The organism is Niveispirillum sp. FG156, from assembly GCF_057809555.1.
In genome coordinates, this window is sequence record NZ_JBMDKE010000044.1 from 1 (window position 1) to 14017 (window position 14017).

14 protein-coding genes are annotated in these 14017 nt (G+C 64.1%); 12 read left to right on the plus strand and 2 right to left on the minus strand.

What is annotated here, in order from left to right; genetic code table 11:
• The first annotated feature begins 35 nt into the window (after window positions 1–35).
• The 12 genes from ACODSP_RS23125 (at window position 36) to ACODSP_RS23180 (ending at window position 10075) form a co-directional block, all read left to right on the plus strand.
• Window positions 36–1544 (plus strand): hypothetical protein, encoded by a 1509-nt coding sequence (locus ACODSP_RS23125; protein WP_488967899.1) that lies wholly within the window; start codon window positions 36–38, stop codon window positions 1542–1544.
• Between the two features lie 2 nt (window positions 1545–1546).
• On the plus strand, window positions 1547–2470 hold the full coding sequence (locus ACODSP_RS23130) for a hypothetical protein (RefSeq protein ID WP_488967900.1): 924 nt from the start codon (window positions 1547–1549) through the stop codon (window positions 2468–2470).
• A gap of 1 nt (window position 2471) precedes the next feature.
• The gene (locus ACODSP_RS23135) at window positions 2472–3344 is read left to right on the plus strand and encodes a hypothetical protein (RefSeq protein WP_488967901.1); all 873 of its coding nucleotides are present in this window, start codon (window positions 2472–2474) and stop codon (window positions 3342–3344) included.
• Window positions 3344–6283: a hypothetical protein gene (locus tag ACODSP_RS23140; RefSeq protein ID WP_488967902.1), complete on the plus strand. Its 2940-nt coding sequence runs from the start codon at window positions 3344–3346 to the stop codon at window positions 6281–6283. Before ACODSP_RS23135 ends, ACODSP_RS23140 begins: the two co-directional genes overlap by 1 nt.
• Window positions 6273–7049, plus strand: a complete 777-nt coding sequence (locus tag ACODSP_RS23145) for a hypothetical protein (protein ID WP_488967903.1) — start codon at window positions 6273–6275, stop codon at window positions 7047–7049. Before ACODSP_RS23140 ends, ACODSP_RS23145 begins: the two co-directional genes overlap by 11 nt.
• Window positions 7050–7059: 10 nt before the next feature.
• A complete protein-coding gene (locus tag ACODSP_RS23150) occupies window positions 7060–7341 on the plus strand; it encodes a hypothetical protein (RefSeq protein ID WP_488967904.1) in 282 nt (93 codons plus the stop codon).
• Window positions 7341–7619 (plus strand): hypothetical protein, encoded by a 279-nt coding sequence (locus tag ACODSP_RS23155; protein WP_488967905.1) that lies wholly within the window; start codon window positions 7341–7343, stop codon window positions 7617–7619. Before ACODSP_RS23150 ends, ACODSP_RS23155 begins: the two co-directional genes overlap by 1 nt.
• A gap of 66 nt (window positions 7620–7685) precedes the next feature.
• The gene (locus ACODSP_RS23160; RefSeq protein WP_488967906.1) at window positions 7686–8498 is read left to right on the plus strand and encodes an N-acetylmuramidase domain-containing protein; all 813 of its coding nucleotides are present in this window, start codon (window positions 7686–7688) and stop codon (window positions 8496–8498) included.
• Entirely contained in the window at window positions 8498–8836 is a 339-nt protein-coding gene (locus ACODSP_RS23165) for a hypothetical protein (protein ID WP_488967907.1), read from the plus strand. The genes ACODSP_RS23160 and ACODSP_RS23165 overlap by 1 nt, the downstream gene beginning before the upstream one ends.
• Window positions 8833–9255 (plus strand): hypothetical protein, encoded by a 423-nt coding sequence (locus ACODSP_RS23170; RefSeq protein WP_488967908.1) that lies wholly within the window; start codon window positions 8833–8835, stop codon window positions 9253–9255. The genes ACODSP_RS23165 and ACODSP_RS23170 overlap by 4 nt, the downstream gene beginning before the upstream one ends.
• 22 nt (window positions 9256–9277) lie before the next feature.
• Window positions 9278–9406, plus strand: a complete 129-nt coding sequence (locus tag ACODSP_RS23175; RefSeq protein WP_488967909.1) for a hypothetical protein — start codon at window positions 9278–9280, stop codon at window positions 9404–9406.
• A gap of 57 nt (window positions 9407–9463) precedes the next feature.
• Window positions 9464–10075: an SOS response-associated peptidase family protein gene (locus tag ACODSP_RS23180; RefSeq protein ID WP_488967910.1), complete on the plus strand. Its 612-nt coding sequence runs from the start codon at window positions 9464–9466 to the stop codon at window positions 10073–10075.
• 378 nt (window positions 10076–10453) lie between these two features.
• Here ACODSP_RS23180 and ACODSP_RS23185 read toward each other — a convergent pair whose 3' ends face one another.
• On the minus strand, window positions 10454–11635 hold the full coding sequence (locus ACODSP_RS23185) for a tyrosine-type recombinase/integrase (protein WP_488967911.1): 1182 nt from the start codon (window positions 11633–11635) through the stop codon (window positions 10454–10456).
• A gap of 73 nt (window positions 11636–11708) precedes the next feature.
• Window positions 11709–13766, minus strand: a complete 2058-nt coding sequence (locus ACODSP_RS23190) for an AAA family ATPase (RefSeq protein ID WP_488967912.1) — start codon at window positions 13764–13766, stop codon at window positions 11709–11711.
• Window positions 13767–14017 lie beyond the last annotated feature (251 nt).

Here is a 14017-nt window from a genome sequence, read left to right on the forward strand (position 1 = left end):
CCCCCCCCCCCCCCCCCCCCACGGGGGGCTGATCCATGGCCTGGTTGTTCCGCGCCCAGCCCTACAGTGCCGTGGCGTCTGGCATCGTGTCGCTATACCTGTCAGACGTGGGTTTCATCACGGAACCAGGGGACAGCCCCGCCAATGTCTATTGGGATCGGCGCCTGCGTGTCGCCCTGTCATTGAAGCGGTCCCTGTTTGCCGGTGGTGATGTTGGAGGCCGGTCGGAGATCGGCGCGGGCGTCACAATTGCCGAGAACCTGGATGGCGCGCTGGATGGGTGGGCCAGTTACGATTGGGATGGCCGCCGCATCGACATCTGGTACAGCACCAAGGAAAAGCCGGTCTGGGCCGATTTCACGCTGGTATGGAGCGGTACGGCGGAACGGTTCGTGCCCGGCACGGATGAGGTGCGGGTTGAACTGCGCGACCTGCAATTGCTGCTGGACCGGTCCTATCAGGCGAACCGCTTCGCCGGCACGGGCGGGGCGGAGGGCTTTGCGGAACTGGCGGGGCGACGCAAGCCCAGGGCCATGGGGCGGCCCCGGCAGATATCGCCTGTCCAGATCTGCAAAAGCCCCGTCGTCTATGCCTATGGCGATGGCCCCTGTGGTGGCGTCCTGGCGGCCTATGACCGGGCCGATCTGTTTACAGCGGTCGGGTTGGATTATTCGACCTACGCCGCCATGACGGCGGCCAGCATGACGGGGCTGGATTATGTCACTTGCAATGCCCTGGGCCTGATCCGGTTCGCGGCACAGCCCGTGGGGCCGGTCACCCTGGATGTTGAGGGGCGCAAGCTGGGTGGGTCGACGGCCCTGACCTTCGCCGATATGCTGTCGGTGGTTCTGCCCATCGACACCAGCCTGACCAGCGGTGATTTCGCCACCGGCACCGTTGCAGCCATGAACAGCCTCTGCCCGCAGGTCCTGGGTCATTGGTATGACGGTTCGGGCGAGGTGAATTTCGCCGATGTGATCGATGAATGGGCCGAAAGCATCGGCGCCCATTGGGGCTTCGATCTGGATCGAAAGCTGGGGCTGGGCCTTTTCACGACGCCAAAGGTGACGGCGGATTACAGCTTTGTGCAGCGGCAGATCCTGTCCATCGAACCGGCGGCGGCAGATCGGCGGCTGGCCACACAGACCATCGGCTTTGGCCGGCGGTGGCTGCCTCTTTCCGATTCCGAGATCGCCGGCAGCATCGTGTCGGGCCGTGACGCCCTGGGCCAGGAATGGCAGTCGGCGTCCTATACCGACAGCGCGGTGGTGGCGCAAAGCATGCTGGCCCGCACCGAACGGGTGGATACCTGCCTGATGTCGCAAAGCGATGCGGCAGCAGAGGCGCAGCGCCGGGTGGGCCTGCATGGCCCCCGCCGGCAGGCGTTTGAGTTGCGGGTGCCGTTCACGCCCGGCCTTGACGCCGGCGCCACGGTTTCGGTGACGCATGAACGACACGGGCTGTCGGGCGGCAAGCGCTTCGTGGTGATGGCGGCCGAGCGCGATGCCGCCGCCGAAGAACATCTTCTGACCCTGTGGGGATAATCATGGCCGTGAAATTCCGCCCGTTGGGCCCGCCCGTCCTTCTGGAGGATGCGGCGCCCCCGCCTGCATCCAATGACCGGGACGTGACTGGGTACGATATCCGTTTGGGGTTCGAGTGGCTGGACACGACAAACGCCGCCAACCCGCAGCTGTACCGCTGCATTGATGATAATCCGGCGGCCTTGCGTTGGATCAGGCTTTCTGACTTGGAGGGTAACTTCCGCGATAACATCCTGGTTGGGCGTGGTGCCGGTTCAAAGATTGAAGGTTCAATCTATGGCAATGACAATATCGGCATCGGGACCAATGCGTTGGCGGATGCGCTGGAGTCACAGGCCAGTGTCGCGATCGGTACCGACGCCTTGGCGAGTGATACAGATGGTTCATTTAATATTGCCATCGGGTACCGGGCGCAGTTCAGTCTGGATGGCCGCAACGGCAATATCGCCATCGGGTATCAGGCTGCAATGGGCGGTCCGACAACAACGACCTTCGACTACAATATTTTTGTGGGCTATGCAGCTGGTAAAAATCTTCTTGATAGTGACAGTAACGTGGCTATCGGATCGCAGGCCATGCAGGGGACAGCTGCGTCTATTCCGGCAATGAATGTTGCTGTTGGGTCCAGGTCTTTACAAAATATCACGGAAGGGCATTCCAATACATGCATTGGTCTGGAGTCAGGAGACACTTTAACAAGTGGTTCATCAAATACAATTATTGGATGGACAGCGGATGTCGATATCGGCAGCCGATCTAACTGCATTGTCATCGGTGCCGGCGCCATACCGACGAAGAACAATCAGCTGGTGCTCGGGTCGGCGTTGCGTTCGCTGGTCACCCACGCCACAGCCGGCGCCACATCTGAATATCTGGAGGTGCTGATCAACGGCACCGCCCGCAAAATCGAACTGAAGGCGATGTGACATGGCCTCGCTGCTCATGCTGTGGGACATCGCGTCCGACACCGGCACGCTGTCTGCTGCCGGTACCAGCCCCGGATCCTGGGTGGAGAGTGGGGGGCTGAGCGTCCAGAACCTGCGCACCGACGATGTAATGGCCGTGGCGCGCTATACGGCTATCGCCAGCAGCACCGCGCGGGTCAAGGTCGCGATGGAGCGGGCCCGCCCCATCGATATCGTGGCCGTGATCAACCACACTGGCAGCGAGACGGCCACCTGGCGGCCCTTGCTGTCGGCCAATGCCGATCTATCAGCGCCGATCTATCAGCCGGACCCAATGGCGATGTGGGGCGCCACCTTCATCTGGGGATCGCGCCCCTTCGGCGATTTCCCGTTTTCAGGCATCGATATCGCCAATTATCCGGGCACCCCCGTGGTCTGGCATCGCCTGACGGAGCCTGTCTCTGCCCGTTACCTGGGCGTTGATTTCATCGATGCCGGCAATCCCGCCGGATATTTCCAGGCCGGACGCCTGATGGCCGGGGTGGCATGGCAGCCGCCCATCAACATGGCCTATGGCAGTTCCATCGGCATTGTGGACCCGTCGGAAAAGAAACGGACGGATGGCGGCCGCCGGCTGGTGCGCCGCCGCGCCCGCTGGCGCACCTGGAAAATCAGTCTGGAATATCAGGACGTGCGGGCGGCCATGGGCGTCTACCACGATCTGATGTGGATGAAGGGTATTGCCGGCGACCTGTTCATGGTCTGGGACCCTGGCGAAGATGCGGCGGTGATGAGCCGCCAGATCATCTATGGCGCGCTGGCCGCCACTGGAGAGGTGGCGCTGACGACTCGCGAGCGCTGGTCCGTGACTTTCGAGATTGAGGAGCTGATCTGATGCCCATCATCAATGGCACGGACTGGACGCGCGATGATTTCAGCCCGTTCGACTATTACCAAAATTGGGACCCGTTCTGGACCGATGTCATGGCGGAGATCGGCGGTGTGGAAACCACCGCCGCAGCGGTTGATGCCGCCCTGGCCAGCACGATCACGGCGCGCGACGCGGCGGCGGGGAGTGCGGGGGCGGCGGCGGCGGATCGGGTGACGGTGGGGGCGGACAAGGCCAGTGTGGCGACGGCCAAGGCGGCGGTTGAGGCGCTGGTGGGGTCGGCGGGCACAGGCACGGCCACGGGGCTGGTCTATGGGGCGCTGACCAAGAGCTTTGCGACGGCGGCGGACGTGGTGGCGACCTTTGTCTATGATACGCGCCTGGACAGCGATGGCGGTGCGTGGCGGGCCAGACTTGGGTGTCCGGCGGTCATGGGTATTGTGGTTCGGACATCGACGGCTAATCGGCTGGCAATCTATGACATGCATCTCCTGGATGCGCAGTCGGTGCCGACGCTGTGGCGGACGGTCGCTGCCGCTGCCGGTGGGATCCTGGACGGGACGCCGACCGGCGTCTTCGCCCTTCAGGGGCGCGTGTACGTTACAGGCTCCACAGGACTGTACACGCTTGATTTTGCTGGCAACACCGCGCGTCGCCGCGACAGCACCGACCTGCGCACATGGAGCGGCACACTAACCCAGGCTGGCATCTATGGTGGCGCCCAGGCGTCCGGAGCGCTTGTGTCGGCGACTTGCAGCGCCGTCCATGCCCGTGTCCTGCCCGGCGCGCCGCTGGACAGTGCTGGTCTGCCGGTCCCGACTGTGGCCGTGGCGACGGCGGGCGGGGCGTCGGTTATCCATCCGTGGGGCGCGGTTTATGATATTACCGGTTATGGGGGGCTGACGAAGGCGTGGCTTGGGGATCGCAGCTTGTATGCAGCTACGGCGGGCCTGATAGATGTCCACCCGCTGCCATATAGCGATGTAACACTCTCCTCCCGGTCAGCGCGTTATTCGTCCGCCCTGGCACTGGCACCATCACTAGTTACGCTAGGCGGAAATCTGGGCGGTATAAATGTGACGCCCGGCGGTAATCTGGCGATGGGCGGTGCCGGTGTCACCATTATTGCTGAAGACATCGCCAGCCCCGCTAACGGGATGGTCTCCTATGCCGCCATCAACTACGCCACCGGCTGGCAGCCCGGCGACATCCGGGGCGCGTGGCTTTGCGACACCACGACGGGCAACATCACCGGGTCTGGCGAACTGGTCAGCAATGGCGCTTTTGGGACCGACACAGCCGGCTGGTCACCGGCGAACAGCGCCAGTCTGTCGGTGGTGTCGGGCCAGTTGCGGATAACGAACGCTGCTGCCAATGGGACCGCCTCTACTGCGATTTCCACGGTGACGGGGCAAACCTATCTGCTGTCCGTTGATGTTGGCACGATATCGGGCGGCACAGCGTTTATCGGCGTCGGCACAGTGGCAGGCGTCAACAACGTCGGGGCCGCCACGGCTGTTACAACCGGCCTGGGTCGGCAAATGCAGTTCACGGCGACGGCCACCACCTCCTACATCAATCTTGGCAATCTCAACACTTCGACCGCAACGGATTTCGACAACGTGTCGTGTCGCCTCGCCCTGCCAGACCGCAGCTACAAGGGCCGTGGGCTGACGGTCAACGGTAGCCTGCAACGGACGGCGCTGCCCTGTGGGCTGGTGGCGGTTTCAGGCTTCAGCGCCGCGAACTACCTTGAGCAGCCGTACAATCCTGACCTGGATTTCGGGACCGGGGATTTCTGTATTGCTGGATGGGTAGTTTGTGGCGCTACAGCCATCGCCGGGACCGCGACAATCCTGTCACGGTCCGGGCCATCCGGCGCATCGATTATCATTGATACGGGCGGTGGGACCGGCGCCATTAGGGCAATTCTGAATGACGGGACGTCAAACTATGTCGGCACCGGCACTGCGCTGCCGACATCAGCCGCAACGCTCGTCGCCATTGTGAGGCGGTCACTTTCGCTTGAAATCTGGATTAACGATGTCCGTGTTTCGATCGCATCGCTTTCCGGCATGGGGTCCCTGAGTAATAGTGCCGCCGTTTTACGTTTCGGCCTCACATATGCCGGAGTCTCCCCCTTCAGTGTTGCCGGCTCATCCTTGGGGATGTTCCGCGTATCCGCCTACGCCCCCACGCCCGCGCAAATCCGCAAGATCTATGAGGATGAGCGGGCGCTGATTATCGGCGGGACCCCCGCCACTCTGGGCGGCACGTCCAACAACGTCACGGCGCTGGCGGCCAATGATGCCAACGGCACCTTGGCGGTAGGCACCGGTGACGGCGTGTCGGTCTTTGCTGGCCTGGGGCGGGTGCAGTACCTGGACGGGGCCAGCGGCGGGGCGGCCATCGGGAATGACGCCATCGTATCCGTGTCGGCCAGTGGCCCGCACATGCTGATCGGCACCAGCGCCAATGCCGGACTGATCAGCGATGCCGTCAATGCGCGGGACAGGCTGTCGCCTGCCGGCCCTGTGCGGCCCGTCAGTGCAGCTGATCCATCCGTGGTTGTGGCACGTGGGGTGACCACGGATGCCACACCCACCGACCTGTCGCCCCGCATCTTTATCGGGGAGCGGGAGGCGGTGACCCTGGATGTCACCGTGCAGGCCCGGACCTATGGCGCGGCATCCACGCAGGGCGGCACCTATCGCCGGCTGGCCCGCTACATCCGCGATGCCGGCGGCAACGTCACCCTGGCCGGGTCGGTGCAGACCATCGGCACCGACCAGGAAACCACCGCCGGCATGGATGTCACCCTGTCTATCGACACGGCAGCCCAGACCGTGACCCCGCGTGTGACCGGGGTGGCGGCCACCCGCCTGGTCTGGACCGCCCGCATCATCATCACCCGCATTTCGGAGGAGGCATCCTATGCCGCGTAGCATTGATATCGGCACCGGCCTTTATGGTGCAGGGCGTTACCTTGCTGTCTGGACCATGGTGGCGGGTTTCCCGCGCTGTCAGGTACCGGCCCTGGTGCTGGGCAGCGCCGATCCCGCCGCTGTGGCGGCGGCCATCGCCGTCAATCGGGCGGTGACCGGCATCGCCGCGCGGGCCGAAGCGGTGGAGGCGGCGGCGTTGCTATCGGTGCGGGAGCCGCCGCCGGAAACGGTGATGGCGGCGGGGCTGGATGGGGAGCCGGTGGAGATCGATAATCCTGCGTGGCTGGCATGGGTAACGGCGGGCGCCCTGGTGGCCGATGCGGCGGGGGATGAAGACCTGCAGCATCTGCTGCGCACCCGCGCCGGGACCCTGACGGTTGATGCGGGCGGGGTGGAGGAGGTGGGTTGGACGCTGTCCCTGCCGCCCGTGCCGGATCTTGACCCGGTGGCGCAGGCGGCGGATTGGGATGGGCTGGCCTGGACTGTGCGGCCCCTGACCGATGCGGAGCGGGCCATCTGGCCCCTGCGCCCGCCGCCGGTGCCGGCCACCGTGACGCGGGTGCAGCTGCGCCTGGCGCTGGCCGCGCGCAACCTGCTGGATATCGTAGACAGCGCCGTGATCCTGTCCGGCGACATGGAGCTGGTGGAGCGGTGGGGGGCCGCCAGCATGGAGCGGGATAGTCCGCATCTGGCCGATATGGCGGCGGGCCTGGGCCTGACATCGGGCGATATCGACGCAATCTTCCGCGCGGCTGCCGCGCTCTAGGGGGGCAATCATGATCTGGAAAGAGGTGGGGCGCCGCCTGGGCGAGGCGGCGTCGCTGGGGAGCTGCGCGCTCAACATCCTGATCGGAACCGGCCATCGCAAGCTGACCCTTTCGGCGGGCACATGGCAGTTGCACCGACAGGGCGCGCGGCGGGCGCGGGTGCTGCTTCCGTTGATCGAATGGATCAACCGGTTTTTCACGCGGCCCGACCATTGCCGGCGGGCCTGGATCAAACACATTCCCATCCTGGTGATGGAGGGGATAGATATTGGTGATGGGAGCGGGGGATAATGGCGCAGACCGAAGACACGATGCGCGTTGGATCGCGCATGATGATGTTCCCGACAATGTTCGCAGCCGTCATTGCTGGCGGCATCTGGTACGCAGCGATGCAGCATGCAGCGGTGCAGGCCCTTACCATTGAGGTTGCCACCCTCAAGCAACAGGTCCAAAGCCGCACGGAAACCGAAATGCTGATCGACAAGAGACTGGCGCGGGTGGAGATCCTGCTGGAGACAATCGCCGCTCGCTTGCCGCGCGAAGACGCCCGACCGGGCGGTCCCCGCTAAGGCCATCACAACATCACTACATTGACCAGCCCGGCCTTCGTGCCGGGCTTTTTCATGGGGGTTCGCATGATTCCCGCTGATTTCCGTGGCCGTGGCCCGCGCGCCACGCTGGAGGGGTTCGTGGCATCGGCCAGGGTGCTGGGGGTGGAGCTGGCGGCCATGCTGGCCGTCTGGACGGTGGAATGCGCCGGCGAACCGTTTCTGCGGGATGGCCGGCCGGCCATCCTGTTCGAGGCGCACATCTTCAGCCGCCTGACCGGGCGCGTGCATGATGCGGCGGCCCCGGACGTGTCCAGTCCCACCTGGAGCCGTGCGCTCTACAGCCCCACCCGCGCCGGTGAATATGCGCGTCTGGCGCGGGCCATGGCTCTGTCCCGCGATGCAGCCCTGATGTCGGCCAGTTGGGGCGGTTGCCAGATCCTGGGTGCCAACTATCAGATGGCGGGATTCGCCAGTGTCCAGGCCATGGTGGCGGCGCTGTGTGAAACGGAAGGGGCGCATATCGGCGCCTTCATCCGCTTCATCCAGGCTCGCGGATTGGTGCCGGCGCTGCGGGCCAGGGACTGGGCGACCTTTGCGGCCGGCTACAATGGCAGCGCGTACCGCGAAAACCGGTATGACGAAAAGCTGGCGGCCGCCTATGCCGTCAATGCCGGCGCCCTGGCCGACGGCATGCTGGGTCCCGGTGACAAGGGGGAAGCGGTGGCCGTGCTGCAAAGGATGCTGATCCGCGCCGGTCATGACATCAGTGATGACGGCGCCTTTGGCCGCATGACCGGTCTGGTCGTTGAAAGGGTGCAGGCCCGCGCTGCGCTGCCCGTCACCGGTCGCGCAGATGCCGCAACGCTGGCGGCGCTGCAAGCCATGATCGGCGGGTGATGATGGCCGACCTCCCCGACACCCCTCCCTGGTCACCCTTTCGCCGGGCCGTCGCCCGCGCGCTTCTGGGGGCCGGCGGGGCCATGGTGGCGCTGGGGGCCTGCCCCATCGTCAGCGATGCCCGCGGGGCGCTGCTGATCGAACAGGGCGCGACCCTGATGATGGCTGCCGGCCTGTTCGTGATTGGCGGTGCCAGTTCAGAGCGGGCGGCGGCCTGGCTGTCGGCGCGGCGCGGCATGCCGGTCATGGCGGACCCGTCTCCGTTGCCAGCATATCCCCCGCAACCGCCCGTGACGATGCCGTTTGGCGGGACGGGCCATGGGGGAATCGGCCCATGATCGGGACTGTACTCGCGCTGCTGCGCGGCCACTGGCTCCCGCTTCTGGGCGCCGCCGCCATCGGGCTGCTGGCCTGGCAGTGGCATAGCCGCGGCCAGGATCTGGAGCGGGCCCGGCTGAACGAAGCCCTGATTTCAGAGGCAGCAATCCGCAACGCCGCCGCCGTGGACGCCGTCCAGCGCGATGCCGCCCGCAATGTGCAGGCCCTGGAGGCTGCGGCCCGACGCGCTCAGGCGCGGGCACGGGATTCCGAACAGATGGAAAGGAAATTGCGCGATGCGCCATCGACGCGCCAGTGCCTGGATAGCCCTGCTGTCCGTCTTGGCCTTGACGAGCTGCGCCGCCGTGCCGCCGCCCGTGCCGCAGGTGGTCCTGAAGGATCGGTCGCCGATCCCGGAAAGCCTTCTGACCTGCGATAAGGCTCCGGCCCCGCCTGACGCGATGGCCAGCGACGCCGACCTGATGCTATATGCCGGCGCCGTCTGGGATGCCTGGGCCGATTGCTATGACAAGCTGGCGGACGTGCTGGCCCGGCAGCGGGAGGGGCAGCGCCAACGGCCCGCACCATGACAGCTTGCGCCCGCGCCTTCGTTCTGCCTATGTTCCAGTTGGGCGGCGGAGGCAGGCATGTGCAATCACTATCGCGGGCCGATTTCAAAACAGAACCTGGGCCTTGATGTCTATGGGTTTGAGGAATTCAGCGATCTGAAGATCGACGTGTTTCCCAACCGACCGGGCGTGGTCCTCCGCATCGGTGACGATGAGCGACTGCGCGCCGACGCGATGAAGTGGGGATTTCCCAAGCCGACAGGCGATCTGACCGGCGTGGTCACAAATGTCCGAAATTATCATAGCCCCTATTGGACGCCGTGGCTAAGTCCCGCGAACCGGTGCCTGGTGCCGTTCTCGATGTTCGCGGAGTATGCTCCGGGCCCCAAGCCCCGCAAGGAAGTGTGGTTTCGGGCCACCGATGACCGCCCGGCGGCCTTTGCCGGAATATGGCGCGGCTGGGGCCGGAACAGGCCAGCGGGCGCATTGGACATCTTCGCGTTCATGACCACGGATCCTAATGACGTCGTACGGCCTATCCATGAGAAGGCTATGCCCGTCATCCTGATCGGCAGGCAGGCCATGCAGGACTGGCTCACGGCGCCTTCGACGGATATCCCGCGCATCGCCGTTCCACTGCACAACGATGATATTGAGATCGTGCCGGACGCGAACCTGGAGAGCCCGTAGAGGGGCAGTTGCCGTTGGCGCGACCGCCTGGCCGTTCCTGCAATGTTCGCGCCAAATGCAGGACAGTGCGCCATGGTTCATATGAACCGCGCCACATGCCTTAACATGGCAAACAGCGCCGAAAAAGGCGAGGCGAACAGCGCCCCCTCCGTTAGAACGCTTGGCGTTCCACACGGAATACAGTCCTCCGAAGGCAGAGGCCGATGGTTCGAATCCATTCGGGTCCGCCAATTTTTCCCAATGAAATCAATAGACTGACAATGATAGCGGGGCGTTGGTCCCTCAATCATCGCTCAACTCATCGCTCAATTACGTTTGGGAATATCTGCACCCCGTGCTGACCGCCCTGGCGGGAAGGATGCAGAATCTCCGCCATTTTCATTTCCGCCCCCGGCCGCCTTTGCCCAAAAGGTCTCGAACCCTGTCATGCCGCCCATCGTGATGGGCGTACACACGTTCCGCCGTTTCCATGGTCACATCGACCCAGCCGCAAGCATCGAAGAGGGAAACGCCGGACTGGGCCAAATAGGAGATGCAGGTGTGGCGAAGGGTGTGGGGTGTGACCACATCGGGATCGAGGCCCGCCGCTTCTGCTGCCGATGCGAATGACCTCTTCAGATCTTTGATATGGCGGTTGTGGGGGCCGTACTCGAAAACGTGAGTTTTCGTCCGCTGGCGTGTGTAGTGCAAGAACCGAAGCAGCCTACCCGGAACCTCCAGCCTGCCCCTTTTCTTCGCCGTTTCAGCACGGCCAACAGGCCGGAAATCGATCACGCCCTTATCAAGATCGACCCAGCCGCCCTGAAGGTTCGGTGCCCATTGCAGGGAGAGAATCGCCTCCTTGCGCCGGCCCGTATAAAAAGCGACGAGGATGAATAGGGACAAGTGCCGCGCTGACCGCCGGTCTTTTCTGGCTGCGCGGATCAGCTTGGCGACCTCCCTGCGTGACAAGTATGTTTCCCGCGGCGTGGATGCTGGCGGCAGCCAGACCGCAGGGATCGATGGAATATATCCCTCGCGATGGCAGTATCCCAGGGCTGCGGCGAGGGTCGCGAGTTCACGTCGTACCGTTGCCGGGGATACCGGCACCGTCCGGTAGCGCGGCGGATCGGTATCTGGAATGCGCTGCTTCTTCTTCCGACTGGCCAGGTACTGGCGGCAAAGTTCGCCCTTGATGTCGGAAACAAGGACATCTGCCCAGAATGGGGTCATGGATTGGATAGCCCAGCCAATCCGTTGCGGGGCGGCCGTTGTATTCGCATGCTGGTCAATATAGATGGACAGGACCTGACCGCATGTCATGACTTCTGCGCGCCGGTTCGCCGCATCCGGTTTTGAATTCTCGGCTGCGATGGCAGCGGCCTGCTGCTCCAGGATGAATTCGGCCAAAGCTCTTTCAGCCCCGCCCCTGTCCTCCACCGGGCAACCGGTGGAGATGTCCCGCTTCCCCCTGGCGGGATCCTGGTATCGGATATACCAGCGGTAAGTTGCCGATCCTTTCGTGCACAGAGGCACCAGTCGCGGCCCCATGGTGGCTTGGCGGGGTTTCTTCATGGCCATCTTGTTTCACCTTTGACCGAAGGCCGTTGATCCTCGCTTCGTTTGGACTGCTGCAGTTTGTGGCGACACGCCGTCACGGCACCAAATCCTGCGCGATGGGCATGGAAGCGACAAGTTCTTCGACCTCCGTACCTGTCAGCGTTCCATGTTCAACCAGGATGGACGCAACCTTGTCGATGGCCGGCAGGCGCGGTCGTAGAAGCGCCAACACCCGTTCATACTCTTCGGCCAGCATGCGGCTGACCTGTTCCGCCAAGCAGGGGTGAGCCGACAAGAACCAATGGGTATTTTCGGGGACGGCGTTGCCAAGCCACAGCAGTCGGTCACCGAACCCATGGCCAGCCAACACGGCGATTGCCAGGCTGGTGGTGCGCGCAAGATCGCTGTGTGCAGGACCGCCGGACCCGAAACCAGCGGTTCCCAGGCACAGCTCCTCTGCCGCGCGACCCGCCAACAGGATGCGGATATGAGCACGGGCATCGGCTTCGGTGTCGAACTGGCTCAGTTCGAACTGGACACCGGCATGTTGGCCCTGAACCTTGACCATCTGGACCTGGCCCGGCAGCTCGACGGCAGCGGCGATTGCATGGCCAGCCTCATGAACGGCGACCCTGAAATGCAGAGCGACGGAAACGGTTTCAGGACGCGGGATATGAGCCAGCAGGTCGTCAGGCGTCATCGGCCGCCCGGCGCGACGGGACTGACGCTTGGCGTCGCGGGCCCACAATTCGGCTTCAGCGCCGGATGCGGTCATGCCCGCCACGTAGGGTAGGAGGTCGACACCGGGGAGATTGTCCGGACCGAGGTGCTGGCGCAGGATTCCGGCCAGCGCCTGGTCATCGGGCAAGGACACCATGATCACCCGGTCGAGCCGACCGGGCCTGACCAACGCCGGGTCGACCGACAGGCTGTTGGCCGCCGCCAGCAGCACAACCCCCTCCCGCGCGAGGGTGCCGTCGGTCGCCTCAAGCAGCGCATTGACGACCTGGATGCTATAGTCCCGCTGATTATTCCGCAGGGATTGCCGATCCGGGAAGGCGTCAACCTCATCGATGAACAGGATGCAGGGGGCCTGCGCCCGTGCCTGTTCAAACGTGCTGCGCATTGCCGCCAGCATAAGACCAAGGTGCCCTGCCGCCTGCCATTCACTATGCGACCCGGTCACAAGCGGCAGCCCGGTGGTCCCCGCCAAAATCCGGGCGAAGGAGGTCTTACCGGTTCCAGTAGGGCCGACCAACAGGCACCCCCTATCGACCTCCTTCCAGGGCAATCGTCCGGCTAGGTATTCCTTGAGATCTTGGACGAGGCTAATGCCCCAGCGCTTGGCATCATCCATTCCGTAAAGATCGACCAGCTTGGGACCGTCGTACGGGATGACTTCCGATGCGCGATTTGCAAATGACCGGAGACGCTGAATCCAGGCATCGCCGTCTTCCCCGGGCCGCTGTGACACGCGGAGAATGTCCGGGGTGAGACAGGTGCAAAGACGGTCTTCAATGGTGAGAGCAGGGTGATGCCCCGTCAGCACGTGGGCGGCCACCGTCATGGCAGCACCGTCCAGCATTGGGAGGATCAGATGGTGATCGGCGGTGAGCCTGACAGAGGCCGGGAGGCTATCCAGCCGGGCGGCCAACACGATGGCGCCTTTGCCGCTTCCCAGAGCTGTCGTCATGATGTCAATGTCCGACGCGTTCCATTGCTTATCCTTCTCGCCTGACCCGCTGAACCATGCCCATTCCGGGCGAGCGGGGGTGTCGGGTACTTCCGGGAGCGCAGTTTCCTCGTCGTCACCGAGAGCCAGAGCTTCGATCATGGTGGTGAATTGCGCATCGTCCAATTCCAGGGGGCCGGAAAGGTAGAGTTTCAGTGTTTCGCGGACGGGGCGAAGCCAGTCCTGCGCGGGCACCTCAACAATGATGAGGCAACCGCCCTTGTCCAGCGCGTCCGCGATCCGCGGGGATGCGGCCAGACCGCGATCCAACAATGCCCACGCGGCGGCACAGTCTCCGGTTGTGATTGTGGGAGAAGGGCGTGTGCCCTGCTCCATTTCGAGGGAAGCGGCAGCCCTGGCGTTGTGTTGTTTGGCGATGACGGCCAGGGTGGTCGGGGCCGTGGCGGCATTGTCATTCATGTTTGGCCTCTTGGGGATAAAGGAGGGGTGTTCCCGCCGGATGGTCGGCAGGCGGCGCGAAGGGGTGTCTGGAGGGCACGCCCGGCAATGCAGGCATGGGGGGGCAATGGCCGACTGTCTGGCGTCGGCGGCGTGCTTTATGGGGGGAAGAGGGCCGTGTCGAAGATCACGGACCAGAAAAAGAGCGCGGCGGCAGGAGCCGGCGGCCGAGTCCCAGAATGTGACGCCAGGCAACGCTCTCGGTGATCCGA